15 protein-coding genes and 1 pseudogene are annotated in these 16,534 nt (G+C 63.3%); 8 read left to right on the top strand and 8 right to left on the bottom strand.

All coding sequences use genetic code 11. The features are described from left to right. Positions 1 to 16 precede the first annotated feature (16 nt). From argH to AC07V8_RS03315, 6 genes are all read left to right on the top strand, one after another. Positions 17 to 1,411, top strand: coding sequence for an argininosuccinate lyase (argH, locus tag AC07V8_RS03290; protein WP_494677261.1), 1,395 nt, complete (start codon positions 17 to 19; stop codon positions 1,409 to 1,411). A 543-nt stretch (positions 1,412 to 1,954) separates the two neighbouring features. Continuing rightward, the gene (locus tag AC07V8_RS03295) at positions 1,955 to 3,112 is read left to right on the top strand and encodes an ABC transporter substrate-binding protein (protein ID WP_211442088.1); all 1,158 of its coding nucleotides are present in this window, start codon (positions 1,955 to 1,957) and stop codon (positions 3,110 to 3,112) included. A 111-nt stretch (positions 3,113 to 3,223) separates the two neighbouring features. Beyond that, a complete protein-coding gene (locus AC07V8_RS03300) occupies positions 3,224 to 4,105 on the top strand; it encodes a branched-chain amino acid ABC transporter permease (RefSeq protein ID WP_494677262.1) in 882 nt (293 codons plus the stop codon). A gap of 40 nt (positions 4,106 to 4,145) precedes the next feature. After that, positions 4,146 to 5,027 (top strand): branched-chain amino acid ABC transporter permease, encoded by an 882-nt coding sequence (locus AC07V8_RS03305; RefSeq protein ID WP_494677751.1) that lies wholly within the window; start codon positions 4,146 to 4,148, stop codon positions 5,025 to 5,027. Further along, positions 5,027 to 5,788, top strand: a complete 762-nt coding sequence (locus AC07V8_RS03310; RefSeq protein ID WP_494677263.1) for an ABC transporter ATP-binding protein — start codon at positions 5,027 to 5,029, stop codon at positions 5,786 to 5,788. Before AC07V8_RS03305 ends, AC07V8_RS03310 begins: the two co-directional genes overlap by 1 nt. Next, positions 5,785 to 6,522 carry an ABC transporter ATP-binding protein gene (locus AC07V8_RS03315; RefSeq protein ID WP_494677264.1) on the top strand — a complete coding sequence of 246 codons (738 nt, stop codon included), beginning with the start codon at positions 5,785 to 5,787 and terminating at the stop codon, positions 6,520 to 6,522. The genes AC07V8_RS03310 and AC07V8_RS03315 overlap by 4 nt, the downstream gene beginning before the upstream one ends. 98 nt (positions 6,523 to 6,620) lie before the next feature. Here AC07V8_RS03315 and AC07V8_RS03320 read toward each other — a convergent pair whose 3' ends face one another. The 3 genes from AC07V8_RS03320 to AC07V8_RS03330 form a co-directional block, all read right to left on the bottom strand. Next, positions 6,621 to 7,136, bottom strand: coding sequence for a hypothetical protein (locus AC07V8_RS03320; RefSeq protein WP_494677752.1), 516 nt, complete (start codon positions 7,134 to 7,136; stop codon positions 6,621 to 6,623). Further along, on the bottom strand, positions 7,136 to 7,660 hold the full coding sequence (locus tag AC07V8_RS03325; RefSeq protein WP_494677265.1) for a hypothetical protein: 525 nt from the start codon (positions 7,658 to 7,660) through the stop codon (positions 7,136 to 7,138). The genes AC07V8_RS03320 and AC07V8_RS03325 overlap by 1 nt, the downstream gene beginning before the upstream one ends. 196 nt (positions 7,661 to 7,856) lie before the next feature. Further along, positions 7,857 to 8,411, bottom strand: a complete 555-nt coding sequence (locus AC07V8_RS03330) for a hypothetical protein (protein ID WP_494677266.1) — start codon at positions 8,409 to 8,411, stop codon at positions 7,857 to 7,859. Positions 8,412 to 8,616: 205 nt separating this feature from the next. Here AC07V8_RS03330 and AC07V8_RS03335 point away from each other — a divergent pair, with 205 nt between their 5' ends. Both AC07V8_RS03335 and AC07V8_RS03340 read left to right on the top strand, forming a co-directional pair. Beyond that, positions 8,617 to 9,612: an ABC transporter ATP-binding protein gene (locus AC07V8_RS03335; RefSeq protein WP_494677267.1), complete on the top strand. Its 996-nt coding sequence runs from the start codon at positions 8,617 to 8,619 to the stop codon at positions 9,610 to 9,612. Beyond that, positions 9,609 to 10,919: a hypothetical protein gene (locus AC07V8_RS03340; protein ID WP_494677268.1), complete on the top strand. Its 1,311-nt coding sequence runs from the start codon at positions 9,609 to 9,611 to the stop codon at positions 10,917 to 10,919. Before AC07V8_RS03335 ends, AC07V8_RS03340 begins: the two co-directional genes overlap by 4 nt. Before the next feature lie 40 nt (positions 10,920 to 10,959). Here the strand turns inward: AC07V8_RS03340 and tal are convergent, their stop codons facing one another. From tal to AC07V8_RS03365, 5 genes and pseudogenes are all read right to left on the bottom strand, one after another. Continuing rightward, positions 10,960 to 11,925, bottom strand: a complete 966-nt coding sequence (tal, locus tag AC07V8_RS03345) for a transaldolase (protein WP_494677269.1) — start codon at positions 11,923 to 11,925, stop codon at positions 10,960 to 10,962. A gap of 32 nt (positions 11,926 to 11,957) precedes the next feature. Then, positions 11,958 to 13,430: a xylulokinase gene (gene xylB / locus AC07V8_RS03350; protein ID WP_494677753.1), complete on the bottom strand. Its 1,473-nt coding sequence runs from the start codon at positions 13,428 to 13,430 to the stop codon at positions 11,958 to 11,960. 39 nt (positions 13,431 to 13,469) lie between these two features. Next, complete coding sequence (locus AC07V8_RS03355) at positions 13,470 to 14,459, bottom strand: LacI family DNA-binding transcriptional regulator (protein WP_494677754.1); 990 nt, start codon at positions 14,457 to 14,459, stop codon at positions 13,470 to 13,472. A 73-nt stretch (positions 14,460 to 14,532) separates the two neighbouring features. Continuing rightward, positions 14,533 to 15,474, bottom strand: coding sequence for an ABC transporter substrate-binding protein (locus AC07V8_RS03360; RefSeq protein ID WP_494677270.1), 942 nt, complete (start codon positions 15,472 to 15,474; stop codon positions 14,533 to 14,535). A gap of 79 nt (positions 15,475 to 15,553) precedes the next feature. Then, positions 15,554 to 16,474, bottom strand: a pseudogene (locus AC07V8_RS03365) (ABC transporter permease subunit); the annotation flags it as partial. Between the last annotated feature and the right edge of the window lie 60 nt (positions 16,475 to 16,534).

The raw sequence follows: 16,534 nt of genomic DNA on the forward strand, positions 1-16,534 counted from the left end.
GATTCAAACCTCAATTATGACAGCACAACTCTCCAAAAAAGGCGAAGCTTGGTCGGCTCGTTTCTCCGAACCGGTCTCTGACCTGGTCAAACGTTACACGGCGTCGGTATTTTTCGACAAGCGCCTGGCCGAGGTCGATATCCAGGGCTCGCTGGCGCATGCCGAGATGCTGGCATATCAAAAAATCATCAGCGCCGACGACTACGCCGCGATCCAGAAGGGCATGGCCCAGATCCAGGGCGAAATCGCCGGCGGCAAGTTTGAATGGCTGCTGGACCTGGAAGACGTCCACCTCAACATCGAAAAGCGCCTGACCGAACTGGTCGGCGACGCCGGCAAGCGCCTGCACACCGGCCGTTCGCGCAACGACCAGGTGGCCACCGACATCCGCCTCTACCTGCGCGGCGCCATCGACGATATCAGCGGCCTGCTGCGCGAGCTGCGCCTGGCCTTGCTGGACCTGGCGGAACAGCACGCCGACACCATCCTGCCCGGCTTTACCCACATGCAGGTGGCGCAGCCGATCACGTTCGGCCATCACGTATTGGCCTATGTCGAAATGTTCGGCCGCGACGCCGAGCGCATGCAGGACTGCCGCAAACGCGTCAACCGCCTGCCGCTGGGCGCCGCCGCGCTGGCCGGCACCACCTTCCCTATCGATCGCGAGCGCGTCGCGAAAACGCTCGGTTTCGACGACGTCTGCCGCAATTCGCTGGATGCCGTCTCGGACCGTGATTTCGCCATCGAATTCTGCGCTAGCGCGGCGCTGGTGATGACCCACGTCTCGCGCATGTCGGAAGAATTGGTGATCTGGATGAGTCCGCGCATCGGCTTCATCGACATCGCCGACCGCTTCTGCACCGGCTCCTCGATCATGCCGCAAAAGAAAAATCCCGACGTGCCGGAACTGGCGCGCGGCAAGACCGGCCGCGTCAACGGCCATCTGATTGCCCTGCTGACCCTGATGAAAGGCCAGCCGCTGGCCTACAACAAGGACAACCAGGAAGACAAGGAACCGCTGTTCGACACCGTCGACACGATCACCGATACCCTGCGCATCTTCGCCGACATGGCGCGCGGCATCACGGTCAAGCCGGAAGCGATGCGCGCCGCCGCCCTGCAAGGCTACGCCACCGCCACCGACCTGGCCGACTACCTGGTCAAGAAAGGCCTGCCTTTCCGCGACGCCCACGAAGCCGTGGCGCATGCGGTGCGCAGCTGCGTCGACCAGGGCTGCGACCTGAGCGACCTGTCGCTGGATCAGCTGCGCGCGTTCTCGCCTTTGATCGAAGACGACATCTTCCAGGTGCTGACGCTGGAAGGCTCGGTCGCCGCGCGCGACCATATCGGCGGCACCGCGCCGCGCCAGGTGCGTTTGGCGATCCAGCATTTGCGCCAGCAATTGGGCTGATGCGAAAGCCGGCATGGCGGGAGGCGCAATGCTTCCCGTCATGCCGATTTGGCATGAGTCTGGCCGACACAAATTTTCAACGCCGGGTATAATTGCCCAAAATCACGCAATATCTCTCCATAAGCGACCAAAAGTCGCTGCATCCCCCGCGTAAAACACCCATTTTTTACCTGGCTCGTGAGTAGTAAGCGTGGTGTTTCACACACGCTGAAGCCCCACGCTGCGTTAGTGGACTGTAACGGTCGAATCAAGAGCGCCTGTCACGTATCCGACCCGCATGGCGGCGTTGCGCATGCTCGCAATAGCCGCGCTATTGCTCCGCTGTGCGCCTTGCCCTGCGTGCCGGATACGCGCCCTTCACTCTCGATTCGGCCATTACAGTCCACAGGGAATTTCCGACCGAAAATCCCTTATACTTTGTTCACCTTCGGTGCGCCTTTGCGCGCGCCGAAATAAAAACGCTGCCGATTACGCGCTGCACAGCGTCCTTGCGCCGTGCCTCACGTATCGCTTAAAAAGAACGGTCTACTGGAGGACACCTACATGCAATTCAAAACCATATTGAAAACGCTGCCGTTTCTGATGCTGGCCGCCGGCCTGAGCAGCGCCGCCCACGCCGCCGACGTCAAGCTCGGCCTGGCCGCGGCCCTGACCGGCCCGGCCGCCAAATACGGCGTCGCCATCAAGAACGGCTTTACGCTGGCCGCCGACGAAGTCAACGCTGCCGGCGGCGTCAACGGCAACAAGCTGCAACTGATCATCGAAGACGAACAGGGCAAGAAAGAAGAAGCCATCAACGTCTTCAAGAAACTGATCTTCAAGGACAAGGCGCTGCTGGTGTTCGGCCCGACCCTGTCCAACTCCGCCTTCGCCGCCGACCCGATCGCCAATGCCGCCAAGGTCGTCGCCTTCGGCACCAGCAACACTGCCGACGGCATCACCGCCATGGGCCCGTTCACTTTCCGCAACTCCGTCATGGAAGCCGACGTCCTGCCGGTCACCACGCGCGCCGCGGTCAAGCATTTCGGCATCAAGAAAGTCGCCATCATCTACGGCAACGACGACGCTTTCACCAAGAGCGGCTACGACGTCTTCAAGGGCACCCTGGCCGACCAGAAAATCCCGGTCACCACCACCGAAGCCTACGCCAAGGGCGACGTCGACTTCAAGGCGCAGCTGACCAAGATCAAGGCTTCCAATCCGGATGCCATCGTCTGCTCCTGCCTGACCGAAGAAGCCGCCAACATCATCCTGCAAACCCGCGCGCTGGGCATGAAGCAGCCCTTCATCGGCGGCAATGGCCTGAATTCGCCGAAGCTGTTCGACATCGCCAAAGGCGCCGGCGACGACACCATCATGGGCAGCCCATGGTCGTCCGAAAACCTGACGCCAGCCAACAAGGCATTCATGGCCGCCTACAAGGCCAAGTTCGGCAGCGATCCGGATCAGTTCGCGGCGCAAGCCTATGACGCCCTGCACGTGGTCGCCGATGCGCTGAAGAAGATCAAGCTGAGCGGCGCCATCGACAAGGACCGCATCGCCCTGCAGCAAGCCTTGCCTGCGGTGACGATCGAAGGCGCCACCGGCAAGTTCGCCTTCCGCAAAGCCCCGGCCGTCACCGGCAAGGAAGTCGGCTACGATGCGCAGCAGGAAGCGATTGTGAATATTGCCAAGGGGGGCAAGTTCATTTTGCTCAAGTAATTTGGTAGGGTGGGCACGCGTGCCCACGCTGTAATAGCCCGCGCGCCGGCCGTTACCGCGTGGGCAAAAAGACCTGCCCACCCTACTCCTGATTTAAAGAAAAAACCTTCCATGCTTGAACAACAACTCATCAACGCCCTCTCGCTGGGCAGCGTCTATGCGCTGTTTGCGCTGGGCTTCACGCTGGTCTTCGGCGTGCTGGGCGTGATCAATCTTTCGCACGGCGCCATCTTCATGCTGGGCAGCTACGCCGCCCTGCTGCTGGTCGAACATTTCGCATTGCCGCTATGGCTGGCGATGCTGGCCGCCATGCTGGCCTCCGGACTGCTCGGCCTGGCAGTCGACTATCTGGTGCTGAGGCCGCTGCGCGCGCGCAACGCGCCGCACCTGGCGCCGATGATCGCGACCATCGGCGTCGCCACCATCCTGACCAGCCTGGCGCAAGGCTTGTTCGGCGCCGAAAACAAGCGCTTCCCGGTCGGCACCATTCCGGAAGAAAGCTACAACTGGGGCAACCTGCACGTCACCGCGGTGCAGATCGGCATCGTTGTGATTTCCTTCCTCCTGATGCTGGTGCTGCTGGCGGTGATGCGCCGCACCCAGCTCGGCCGCGCGCTGCGCGCCATCGCCGAATCGCCGAAGGCGGCCTATCTGCTCGGCATCAATGTCGAAGGCCTGTTCTACCTGACCTCGTTCGCCGCGGCCGCCCTGGGCGGCGCCGCCGGCGTGCTGGTCGGCCTGTCGTTCAACGCCATCACCCCTTTCATGGGGCAGCCGATGCTGCACAAGGGCATCGCCGTGATCATCCTGGGCGGCATGGGCGATATCCGCGGCGCCATGATCGCCGGCCTGTTCCTCGGCTTCGCCGAAGTGCTGACCGTGGCCTATATCTCCAGCGATTTCCGCGACGCCGTCGGCTTCGGCCTGCTGTTCCTGATCTTGCTGGTCAAGCCGTCCGGCATGTTCGGCAAAGTGCTGGAAAGGAAGGCCTGAGATGACCGAACTGCTTACAACGATCGGCGCGGCCGGCTTCATGGACTGGTGGGACGGCTTCTGGTCGACCTATAACACCGTGATTTTCAGCCTCGGCGTCAACGCCATGCTGGCGCTGTCGATCTACGTCACTCTCTCCTGCGGCCTGCTGTCGCTGGCCAATGCCGCCTTCATGGGCATCGGCGCCTATGCCGCATCGCTGATCAGCATGCAGACCGGCTTGCCGTTTCCGGTCGCGCTGGCGGTCGGCGGCGCGCTGCCGGCGCTGGTGGCGCTGCTCATCGGCATCCCCACCCTGCGCCTGTCCGGCGTCTACCTGGCAATGGCCACCCTCGGCTTCGGCGAAGTGGTGCGGGTGGTGGTGCTCAACATGGATATCACCGGCGGCCCGCTCGGCCTCAACGGCATCCCCTTGAAGACCGAGTGGTGGCATATCGTGCTGCTGCTGGCGCTGACGCTGTACATCCTGGCGCGCATGCGCCGCTCCAAGATCGGCCGCGCCTTCGAAGCCATCAAGGAAGACGAAGTGGCGGCGCGCCTGATGGGCGTCAATGTCGCCGGCTACAAGCTGCTGGCGTTCGTCATCGGCGCCGCCATCGCCGGCGTCGCCGGCGGCCTGAATGCCCACTATACCTTCACCATCGGGCCCGGCAACTATGCTTTCGAAAACGCCGTCGAGATCCTGACGATGGCGGTGTTCGGCGGCACCGGCAGCCTGGTCGGCCCGACCCTGGGCGGCATGCTGCTGACCCTGCTGCCGGAAGCGCTGCGCGACTTCAACAGCTATCGCTCGGTAGTCAACGGCCTGATCCTGGTGCTGGTGATCCTGTACCTGCCGAAGGGCATCTGGGATCCGCGCCGGATCCGGAATTGGGTTAACACTTTCTCTCAGCGCAAGCCGCAAGCTGGAGGATCCAATTGATGCTGCAACTCAAGAACATCAGCAAGAACTTCGGCGGCCTGCAAGTGCTGCAGGACGTCAATTTCAACGTGCCGCAAGGCGGCATCTTCGGCCTGATCGGCCCCAACGGCGCCGGCAAGACCACCGTCTTCAACCTGATCACCGGCTTGCTGCGCGCTTCCGGCGGCGCCATCGAATTCGATGGACAGGATATCGGCAAGGTCGCGCCGCACAAGATCACCGAGCGCGGCATCGCCCGCACCTTCCAGAACATCCGCGTGTTCAAGGAAATGACGCTGCTGGAAAACGTCGTGGTCGGCATGCACGACCATATGGACTACAGCTTCGGCAGCGTGCTGCTGAATCTCGGCGGCTACCGCAAGATCGAAGCGCAGGCGCGCGAACGGGCGCTGGAACTGCTGTCCTGGCTGCACCTGGACCACAAGGCGCAGATGCTGGCCGACAGCCTGTCCTACGGCGAGCAGCGCAAGCTGGAGTTCGCCCGGGCGCTGGCGACCAAGCCGAAACTGCTGCTGCTGGACGAACCGGTGGCCGGCATGAATCCCGCCGAAAAAACCGAGCTGATGACGGAAATCCTCAACATCAAGCAGCGTGGCTTCAGCATCTTCATGATCGAACACGACATGCGCTTCGTGATGGGCCTGTGCGACCGCATCGCCGTGCTCAACTTCGGCCGCATCATCGCCGAAGGCAGCCCCGACGAAATCAAGAACAACCAGGAAGTGATCGAAGCCTACCTGGGCAAGGAAGACAGCGAATGACGGCTACCGCAAACAACCACCCTGCGCCGATCCTGCAAGTGCGGGACCTGGCGGTTTCCTACGGCCATATCGAAGCGGTCAAGGGCATAGACCTGGTCCTCAACGAAGGCGAGATCACCGCGCTGGTGGGCGCCAACGGCGCCGGCAAGAGCACCGCCCTGCTGGCCATTTCGGGATTGCTCAAGCCGCAGCGCGGGCAGGTGCTGCTCGGGCAGCAAGACCTGACCAGGCTGTCGCCGCACAAGATCGTCCAGAGCGGCGTGGTGCAGGTCGCCGAAGGCCGCGCCACGCTCACCACGCTCAGCATCGCCGAAAACCTGGCGCTGGGCGCCTACACCCGCAAGGACAAGGAAAATATCGCCCAGGACCTGGAGTGGGTGTATTCCCTGTTCCCGGTGCTGCAGCGGCGCAAGGACGGCCTGGCCGGCAACCTGTCGGGCGGCGAGCAGCAGATGCTGGCCATCGCCCGCGCCCTGATGGCCAAGCCGCGCGTGCTGCTGCTGGACGAACCGTCGATGGGGCTGGCGCCGCTGCTGGTGCAGGAAATCTTCCGCATCGTCGAGGAAATCAACCGCACCGGACTGACGATACTGCTGGTGGAACAGAACGTCCGCCAGGCGCTGCGGATTGCCCAGCACGGCTACGTGCTGGAAAACGGCAAGATCGTGCTGGCCGACAGCGGCAGCAGGCTGCTGGATAATCCGAAGGTGCTGGAGGCGTATCTGGGCGGATGAGCGCATGGCTTTGCCGGCATCCAGATTTCGGATCCGCCCGTTCGCCAGCTGTCATGCAGGCGGCGCTCATTCTTTCCAGGCAGCGCCGCCGCGCCAGTTTATTGCAAGCTGCCCCAGCGCTCCACCGCCGGCTCAGCCACCGCCCAGCGCCAGATATCGTTGCTGCGGCAGGCGCTGCCGGTGTACCAGGCGCGCTTGAGCTGGTCGCCTTCGCCGCTGTCGACCGACATGATGACTTCCTTGCACAAGGCCAGCGGCGTATCGATCAGGCGCACCACGCGCACTTCGCCATGCTCGTTGGCATAGGGGATCTGGTGCACGATCGCCCAGCGGCTGGCGTGGCCGACATCGAGGTTGCCGACGACGGCAGCGATCTCGTCCTGCTCGCCCTTTTGCCAGTTGCGGAAAATGTATTTGGTGGTGGCGTCGGTGGCTGCCTGGACGCCGATGCCGACGGCGTAGCCGACCGCGGGATTGGAAGTGACGGCGCCGCTGGCGACGCCGGCGGCAGCGCCGGCAAAGCCGCCGATGCTGTTGCAGCCGCTGAGCGCCAGCGCTGCCAGCAGCACTGCCGCGCCGGCCATCGCGCCGCGCGGCGAACGCAGCAGCGGCATCACTGCAACGCTCCCCAGCGTTCGGTCGCGGGTTCGGCCGAAGCCCATTTCCAGCCCTGGCCGGCGCGGCAGATGGTTGCCACATAAAATTCGCTGTCCGGCTTGTTGATCTGGTCCACCACGCCGTCGACGGAAAACACGACTTCCTTGCAACTCATTCCTTCCGTACTGATGACGCGACTGACCGTGACGCGGCCACGCAGATTGTCTTCGATCGGCAGGGAGTGCTTGATCTGCCATTTGGCGACGGCGCCGACCGCCAGTTCGCCGGCGGCCTTGGCGATGCTGTCCTGCTCTTCGCCGTGTATCTTGCGCTGCTCATATTGCAAGCCTGCGCGCGCCGCCGCCTGCACACCGAGACCGATGCCGGTCGCCATCGCGGCGTTATTGGTCACCTTGCCCGCCAGCGCGGTGCCGGCGACGCCGGCCGCGGCAGAACTGCCTTCTGTCAATACCGAACTGCAAGCACTCAATCCCATTACCGCGCACAGCACCAGCAAACCACTAATCCGTTTTAACCGCATTCCACCATCCACTAGATAAGCCATCGATCAGATCGACGATGCATTGATAGACATCAGCCAGAGCGGCTGCAAACATTCTAGAGGAAAAAATACGGATGCGAGACGCATCAAAGCATAGCGATTTGCAAATTTTTGTTAAATGCCGCCGGCTGAAAAAATCCTTACAAAAATTGACGTTCAATAATTTCACATGACATTACAAACCGCCGCCCATGCCTCCTCCGCCCATGCCCTTGCCGCGTCCCTTGCCGGACGACTTATCCTTGGGCGCCACCGAACTGCGGTCGCAGGACGCCACATCGACACGTTGCAGCCGGTCCGCCAGGAACGCCTTCGTGGTCTGCCGCTGCTGGTCGTCGAGCGCATCGTTCATGGTCAGCCACAGCTCGCGCAACTGACGCCCGTCCTGCTCTGACAAGGCCGCTTCCGCATCGATCGCGGCCGACAGCTGACGCAGGTCGAGCGCCGGATTATTCAAGCCGTTCGCCATGTTCGCCTGGATCAGCTGCTGCCGCTTTTGGCGTTCGCTGATGATGGTGCGCGACTTGCCTTCCAGCTGGCGCCACAAGGTTTGCTGGTTCGGGTTCAGGTGCAGATCGTCCTTCAGGCCGTCGGCTACCGACAATAGATCCTCAGTACGAAAATCCATCACCGGCGACGCCAGCGCAGGTCTCGCCAGCCCCAGGCTCAGGCTCGCCATGACGGCCAGTGAAGCAAGCTTCAAGGTTGATGCCAGCGGCTTTCCGTGCATTGCAGTCTCCTTCGATCAAAACGCGTATTTAACCGGAGTTGCCATGCCGATGCGGCAGGTGAATCATTTGGTAACAGCTGGCAGCCTATTGATACAGCGTGTTGCCGGGCGCAATTTGCAGCTTTAAGCACGGATTGCTTTATTATTGCCAACTTACATTGCTATCATGTCCACACTGTCTCTATATCTCGATAAGATCGACTCCATGATAAAAATCTCTGGTCTTACCTTCGACTATCCCGGCCACCGCGCGCTGCACCAGGTCAGCCTGGAAGTGGAAGCCGGCAGCGTGACCGCGCTGGTCGGCTCCAACGGCGCCGGCAAAACCACGCTGATGCGCTGCATCGCCGGCCTCGAAACCCCGCTCGCCGGTTCCATCAGCGTGGCCGGCATGGACGTGCTGGAACAGCCGCGCGAAGTGCATCGGATCATGGGCTACCTGTCCGACTTCTACGGCTTGTACCAGGCGCTCACCGTGGCCCAGTGCTTTGAATATGCGGCGGCGGCGCAGGGCTTGCCGGCGCCGGACATTCCGCAGGCGATCCAGACCACTGCGCGCCAGCTGGGCCTGAGCGACCGCCTGCAGCAGACCTGCGACAAACTGTCGCGCGGCCTGCGCCAGCGGGTCGCCATCGGCCAGGCCATCATCCACGGGCCGAAGATCCTGCTGCTGGACGAGCCGGCCTCCGGCCTCGACCCGGAAGCGCGCGCCAGCCTGGCCAGCCTGTTCCGTCAGCTGCAAGCCAACGGCATGACGCTGCTGGTGTCCTCGCACATCCTGGCCGAGCTGGACGAATACTCCACCCACATGCTGGCGCTGCGCGAAGGGCGGGTGCTGGAGTACCGCGCCCTGCTCCATAACGGCAGCCAGCCGGGGTTGGGACAATCCCCGCAACGCTCGCTGCGGTTGACGCTGGCGCAGCCAGACCCCCGCTTGCAAGCGCAACTGGCGGCCGAACCGGCGCTGCAAGTCAGCGCCAGCGACGAACGCAGCGCCGAGTTCAACTTCAGCGGCGACGAGCACGCCCAGGCCGCCCTGCTGGCGCGCCTGATCAGCGCCGGGCTGCCGGTCTGCAGCCTGGCCGATCAAAAGGAAAACCTGCAGCAATCCTATCTGCGCTCGGTGGCGACTTACGAGAATGGACAGAACGAACAAAACGGACAAACCAATCACCAAAGCAAAGCCGGGAGCGCATCGTGATCAATCCTGAATTCAAACGCAACCTGTGGCTGCAGTTTTCCCTGCACCGCCTGATCGCCATGCCGGCCATCCTCGGGCTGATTTTCTTCACGCTCAGCATCGCCGCCGCCAATCTTCCCGGCGGCCTTGCGCTCGACAGCGTGGCGCTGATCCTGTTCGCCGGCATCGTCTGCCTGTGGGGCACGCGCAGCGCCAGCAATGCCGTGATCGATGAGATCCGCGACAAGACCTGGGACCAGCAGCGCATGAGCGCGCTCGATCCATGGACCATGACCTGGGGTAAATTGTTTGGCGCCACCGCCTTCAACTGGTATGGCGGGATCATCTGCCTGGCCGCGTTTGCAGTCACGGCAATTGCCGGCGAACGCAGCATGACCTTGAGCGCCGGCCTGACGCTGGTGGCGCTCGGCATCCTGATGCATGCCGCCACCATCGCCCTCAACCTGCACCTGATGCGCAGCGACATACGCGCCGTGCAGCGCGGCGGCATCGCCTGGGCAGTGGTAGTGATCGCGGTCTTGTTCGCGCCTCCGTTCCGCTCCCGTCTCGACACCACCATCCAGTGGTGGAGCACGGCCTTTTCCTACGGCCCCTTCCTACTGGGCAGCATGGTGTTCCTGGCCGCCCTGGCCGTCTTCGCTGCGTGGCGCAGCATGAACAGCGCGCTGCAGATCAGCACCATGCCCTGGGCCTGGCCGCTCGGCTGCTGCCTGCTGGCCGCTTATCTGGCCGGCTTTGCCGACGGCGTCGGCCTGCTGTGGATAGGCCTGCTGCTGGCCATGGCGATGACTTACGCCGCCTTGTTCACGGAAGAAAACGATATCGCGCTCTGGCAAAGGATCGTTGCCCGCATTGAAGCCGGCAACTGGCAGGGCTTCCTGCGCAGCCTGCCGATCTGGCCCAGCACGCTGCTGTTGACCTGTTGCTTTGCCCTGCTGCTCCTGGTCAGCAACGGCCAGACGCCGCCGTTCGAGCTGCCGCCGAGCTTCGCCTACAGCCCCTTGCTGGCCGTGACGCTGGCCCTGATGCTGCTGCGCGATAGCTGCGTCTATCTGTTCTTTGCCTTTTCCAACAAAGGCAAACGCGCCGGCGCCACCACCATCCTGTACCTGGCGGTGATCAACGGCTTGCTGCCGTTCCTGGCGCGCGTGCTGGGATTGAAGGGACTGGCGATATTTTTCATGCCGCTGCATCTCGGCAGCGCCTGGACCATGCTCGGCGTCGCCCTGCTGCACGCCGTGCTGGCCCTCGGGCTGCTCAACTGGCGCTGGCGCCAGCGGGTATTGAAAGACGACGCGGCGGCCTGAGCGCCCGCCGCCTCATTTGCTTGTGCGCTTACTTGAGTGCTTACTTGTGTGCTGATGCGATCAAACCCTCGATGATCTTATCGAGCTTGATTGCATCGGCCGCAAAGCCGCGTATCCCCTCCGCCAGTTTTTCCGTCGCCATCGCATCCTCATTCAGGGCGTAGCGGAATTCCGCTTCGTTGTAGCTGACCGCCTGCAGACCGGCGCCGGCAGCGCCATCCTTGTCCAGCGCACGCGGCAAGGCGGCTTCGCTGGCTTGCAGCTGCGCCAGCAGTTCCGGGCTGATGGTCAGCAGGTCGCAGCCGGCCAGCGCCGCAATCTGGCCGACGTTGCGGAAGCTGGCGCCCATCACTTCAGTCTCTATGCAAAAACGCTTGTAGTAGCTGTAGATCTGCGCCACCGACTTGACGCCGGGATCGTTGGCGAGCGTGTTGGCCGACTCGTCCCAGGCAGCGCCGGCCGATTTCTTGTACCAGTCGTAGATGCGGCCGACGAACGGCGAAATCAGACGCACCTTGGCATCGCCGCAGGCCACCGCCTGGCAGAAGGAAAACAGCAGAGTCAGGTTGCAGCGGATGCCGTCCAGCTCCAGGATGCGCGCCGCCTGGATCCCTTCCCAGGTCGAGGCGATCTTGATCAGCACGCGCTCGCGGCCGATGCCGGCCGCTTCATACAGGGCCATGATGCGGCGCGCGCGCGCCACCGTGGCGACGGTGTCGAAACTGAGGCGGGCATCGACTTCGGTAGAGACCCGGCCCGGCACCACTTTCAGGATTTCCAGGCCGAAGCGCACCAGCACCTGGTCGACGATCTGGTCCAGCTTGCTGTCGGCGTGGGCCGTGACGGTCTCGGCCAGCAAGGGTGCATAGTCGGCTTGCTGGACTGCCTTCAGGATCAGCGAAGGATTGGTGGTGGCGTCGCGCGGCTTGAATTGCGCCAGCTGCTTGAAATTGCCCGTGTCGGCGACCACCGTCGTGTATTGCTTCAATTGTTCCAGCTGATTCATGGCTAAGCCTTTTCCTTGTAAATATTTAAAAATCAATCGTGCAGGGCTTGCGCCGCTGCCAACAGTCCGCGGAATTTCTGATAGCGCCCTTGCAACATCGGCTGTTGTGCGGCGGCTGGAAAGAAGCGTTCTTTCACCGGCATGCCGTTTTGCAGCAAATCGGCGCCGCGCCCGGACGCCAGGAAACCCAGCTTGGCGGCGCCTATGCAAGCGCTCAGCTCGCTGCCCGCCAGGGTATGGATTTCGCGGTCGAGGATATTCGATAGCAATTGCGCCCAATAGTTGCTGCGGGCGCCGCCGCCGACCAGCGCACAGGCGCCGACCGCCGCTCCAGCCGACTGCACCGCATGCAGCGCATCCAGCAAGCCGAAGCCGACGCCCTCCAGCACCGCATAGCCGAGCATCGCCGGCGAGCTGTCGTAGCCCAGGTTCATGAAGCCGCCGCGCAGCAAGGGATCGTTATGCGGCGTACGCTCGCCCGCCAGATACGGCAGGAACAAGGGAAAGCCGGCGGCCACCGGCTGCGTTTGCGGCAAGCTGTGCTGCACCAGTTGCAGCAAAGCTTGTTCGTTCGGCTGTCCCAGCAGCTGAGTAACCCAGCGCAGACAGCTGGCGCCGGCCAGCATCGCCCCCATGGTGTACCAGCGCTGCGGCAGCGCATGGCAGAAACTGTGGACCGCGCTGGCCGGGTTGCCGGCGGCATGATCGGTAATGGCGACGATGGCGGCGCTGGTGCCGAGCGTGATGAAACCATGGCCGGCGGCGATGGCGCCGATGCCGACGGCGGATACCGGATTGTCGCCGCCACCGCCGGCCACCGGCAATTGTTCGCGCAGTCCAAGCTGCCCTGCCGCGGCGGCGCTGAGGCCGGCCGAGAGCGCGGAACCTTCCACCAGCCGCGGCAGCTGCTTCAGCTGCAAGCCGCAAGCCTGCACCATCGGTTCATACCAGTCGCGTTTTTCCACATCCAGCCAGAGCGTGCCGGCGGCGTCGGAGACATCGCTGATGCGTTCGCCGGTGAGGCGCAGTCGCAGGTAATCCTTGGGGGAGAGGACGCAGGAAATTTCGCTGAAAATCTGCGGCTCATGCTGCCGCAGCCACAGCAGCTTGGGCGCTGTCAGGCCAGCCATCGGCAGGCTGCCGGTGACCGCGGAAAACTCAGGATGCCGCTGCTGCAGCCATTGCGCCTGCACGATGGCGCGCGAATCGTCCCACAGGATGGCCGGGCGCAGCACCCGGTCCGCCTGGTCCAGCAATACCGCGCCATGCATCTGGCCGGACAGGCCGATGCAGCAGACCCGGGCATAGGCCTGAGGCTGAGATTGCCGCAATTGCTGCAAGGCCGAGAGGCAGGCTTGCCACCAGCTTTCCGGATCCTGTTCGGACCAGCCGGCCTGCGGCCGCGAGACGCTCAGCCTGGCGCCGGCATGCGCCAGCACCGTGCCGCCTTCGTCCAGCAGCACGGCTTTCAGTTCCGACGTGCCGAGATCAATCCCGAGTGAGATGGAACTACCCATAGATGTTGCTTTCCGGTTAAATAGTGTTCAAAGACAGCCGCATGAATTGCGGACCCGCAGCGTCGGCGCCAGCCGCACCGTCTGCTTCTTGCCGTCCGGCTCTTCGATGCGCTTCATCAGCAGTTTGACGGCGCGCATGCCCAGCTCCTTGACCGGCTGCGCCATCACGGTCAGGCGCGGCACGAAGAAATCGGCCCAGTCGAAATCGTCGAAACCGACCAGCGCGATCTGCTCCGGCACATCGACCCTGGCGTCGCGCAGCGCGTGCATGGCGCCGATGGTCATCAGGTTGTTGGCGGCCATGATGGCGGTCGGCGGTTCCGCCAGCGTCAGCAAATGGCGGGTGGCGCTGCGCGCCGGTTCGCTGGCGGATTCGCCATTGACCAGCAACGCTGCGTCAAACGGCAGGCCGGCGGCAGCCAGCGCGGCGCGGTAGCCGTCGATCCGTTCGTCGGTGGTGGTCAGGCCGGCGCGGCCGGCGATCAGGGCGATGCGGCGATGACCGTGCTCGATCAGGTGGCTGACCAGCTGCTGCGAGGATTTCTTGTTTTCCACGCCGACCTGGTCGAATCCCTGCGCCATCAGGCGGTCGACCAGCACCGCCGGAATATCGTTGGCGCGCAGGTACTCCAGCGCCAGGTGCTGCGGATCGGCGGACGGCGCCAGCAGGATGCCGTCCACGCGCCGGTGATGCAGCGCCTTGACCGCGCGCAGTTCCTGTTCCGGATCGTCGCGGGTATCGACATACAGCATCATGATGCCGTGCTTGGCGCATTCGGTTTCGATGGCGTGCACGGTTTCGCTGAAATAGTGATTGGAGAGAGCCGAAATGGCGACGCCGATGGTGTTCGAAGTGGAGCGCGCCAGCGAGCGCGCCAGCGTGTTGGGTATGTAACCCAGCGCCTGGATCGCCGCTTCCACCGCGCGCACCGTCGCCGGCCGCACCTTGCGCGTGCCGTTCAAGACGTGCGAAACCGTCGAAGTCGACACCTTCGCGATTCTTGCGACATCATCCATCGTAGCCAATTATTCTCCCCCTCTTCAGACCGGCGGCTGCCGGCAATCCTGCTGCGGCAACCGCCTTTTTACATCAACGCGGGCTGGACCAGCCTTTGTAGCTAGCAACATTATCATGAGTAATCAGCACCGGCGCCAGCAAAACCACCGGCTTGGCGGGACGCTTGCCGTTCAGGATGTCGTAGCCGATGGCCACGGCATCCTGCGCCTGGGCCCACGGGTCCTGGCTGGCGGAGGCCTGGATCGAGGGGCCCGACTTCAGCGCGGCTTCGATATCCGGTGCGCCGTCGACCGAAGTGATGACGATGCCGCTACGCTTGAGCTGCTTGGCGGCGAGATCGCTGCCGATCGCTTGCGGATCGTTGATGGTGAACAGGCCGTCGATTTTCGGGAAGCGCGTCAGGTAGCCCTGCATGGCGTTCAGGCCGCCTTCGCGCGAGCCCTTGCCATCCTGGTCGTCGGACAATATCTTGATGCCGGGGGCGGCGGCGAATACGGCTTTGCAGCCTTTGACGCGGTCGGTCACTGCCGTCACCTGCGGCCCGTTCTGGATGATCACGTTGCCCTTGCCGCCCAGCTTGTCGACCAGGTACTTGCAAGCCAGCCGGCCGGCCTGTTCATTATCGGTCTGCACCGTCGCATCGACGCCCTTGGCGCCGACGTCCACCGCTACCACCACGATGCCGGCCTTCTGTGCTTTCTTGATGGCTGGCTCGATGGCGACCGGATCGGTCGCGTTGAGCAGGATCAGGTCGACGCCGGCTGAAATGAAGTTGTCGATTTGCGTAAACTGCTTGCTCAGGTCGTAGTCGGCCGACACTGCGGTGACCTTGACGTTCGGGTTGATCTGCTGCGCCTTGGCCTTGGCGCCATTGGCCAGCGTCACAAAATACGGATTGCCGAGCGAACCGACGGTGATGCCCACCGCTTTCAGTTCACGCGCCTGCACTACGCCAGAGACAGTCAACGCCAGCGTCAACGGCAGTATTGCGGCTAAAGCGAATTTTTTCATCATGCTTGATCTCCTGTTGCCGGTCATAGGGAAATCCAGGGGCAGCGACCAGCTTGCCGCCCCCGGTGGTCTGTCAAATCAGTTAAGTGCGCGCGCCCGACTGCCGGTAGCGGTCCAGCGCCACCGCGCCGATGATCACGATGCCCTTGATGATGTATTGCCAGATATCGGACACGCCCAGCAGCACCAGGCCGTTGGTCAGCACGGCGATGATCAGGGCGCCGATCAGGGTGCCGCCGATGGAACCGACGCCGCCGGTAAAGCTGGTGCCGCCGAGGATCACCGCCGCAATCGCATCCAGTTCGTAAGACTGTCCCAGCTGCAAGCCGTTGGCGGCAGACAGGCGCGAAGCCGTCATGACGGCGCCGAGGCCGGCCAGCAAGCCGGACACCGCATACACGAACAGCAGCACCTTCCATACCTTGATGCCGGACAGCCGCGCCGCTTCATGGTTGCCGCCGACCGCATAGATCTGCACGCCGATCACGGTGCGGCGCAGGATGAACCAGGACAGCGCCACCACCACCAGCGCGATGATCACCAGCCAGGGCACGCCCAGCACTGAATCGTTGCCGATGAAGGCAAACGGCAGGTCCGGATTGAACACCGTCTTGTCGTCCGCCAGCAGGCGCGCCAAGCCGCGCATGGCGGTCAGGGCGCCGAGCGTGACGATGAACGGCGGCAGCCGCATGAAGGCGATCAGGACGCCGTTGGCCAGGCCCAGCAGCAGGCCGAAGCCGACGCCGGCGGCGATCCCCAGCATGCCGAACTGCGGCGACAGCGAAGCCAGCATCGCCACCACCGCCGAGGCCGCCAGGATTGCGCCTACCGAGAGATCGATGCCGGCAGTCAGGATCACGAAAGTCATGCCGGCGGCCAGCACGATATTCACCGAGGCTTGCTGGGTAATGATCGACAAGTTCTGCATGGTAAAGAAGTTTTCGCTCATCAGGGCAAAACCGAGCACCAGCAACAGCAGCACCGGCAGCATGCCGACCGTGCGCAGCACACCGCGCAATTGCTCGCGTTTGCCGATGGTCTCGGCCGTGATATTGCTGCTTGC

Source organism: Collimonas sp. GW821-FHT02H07 (assembly GCF_059421505.1).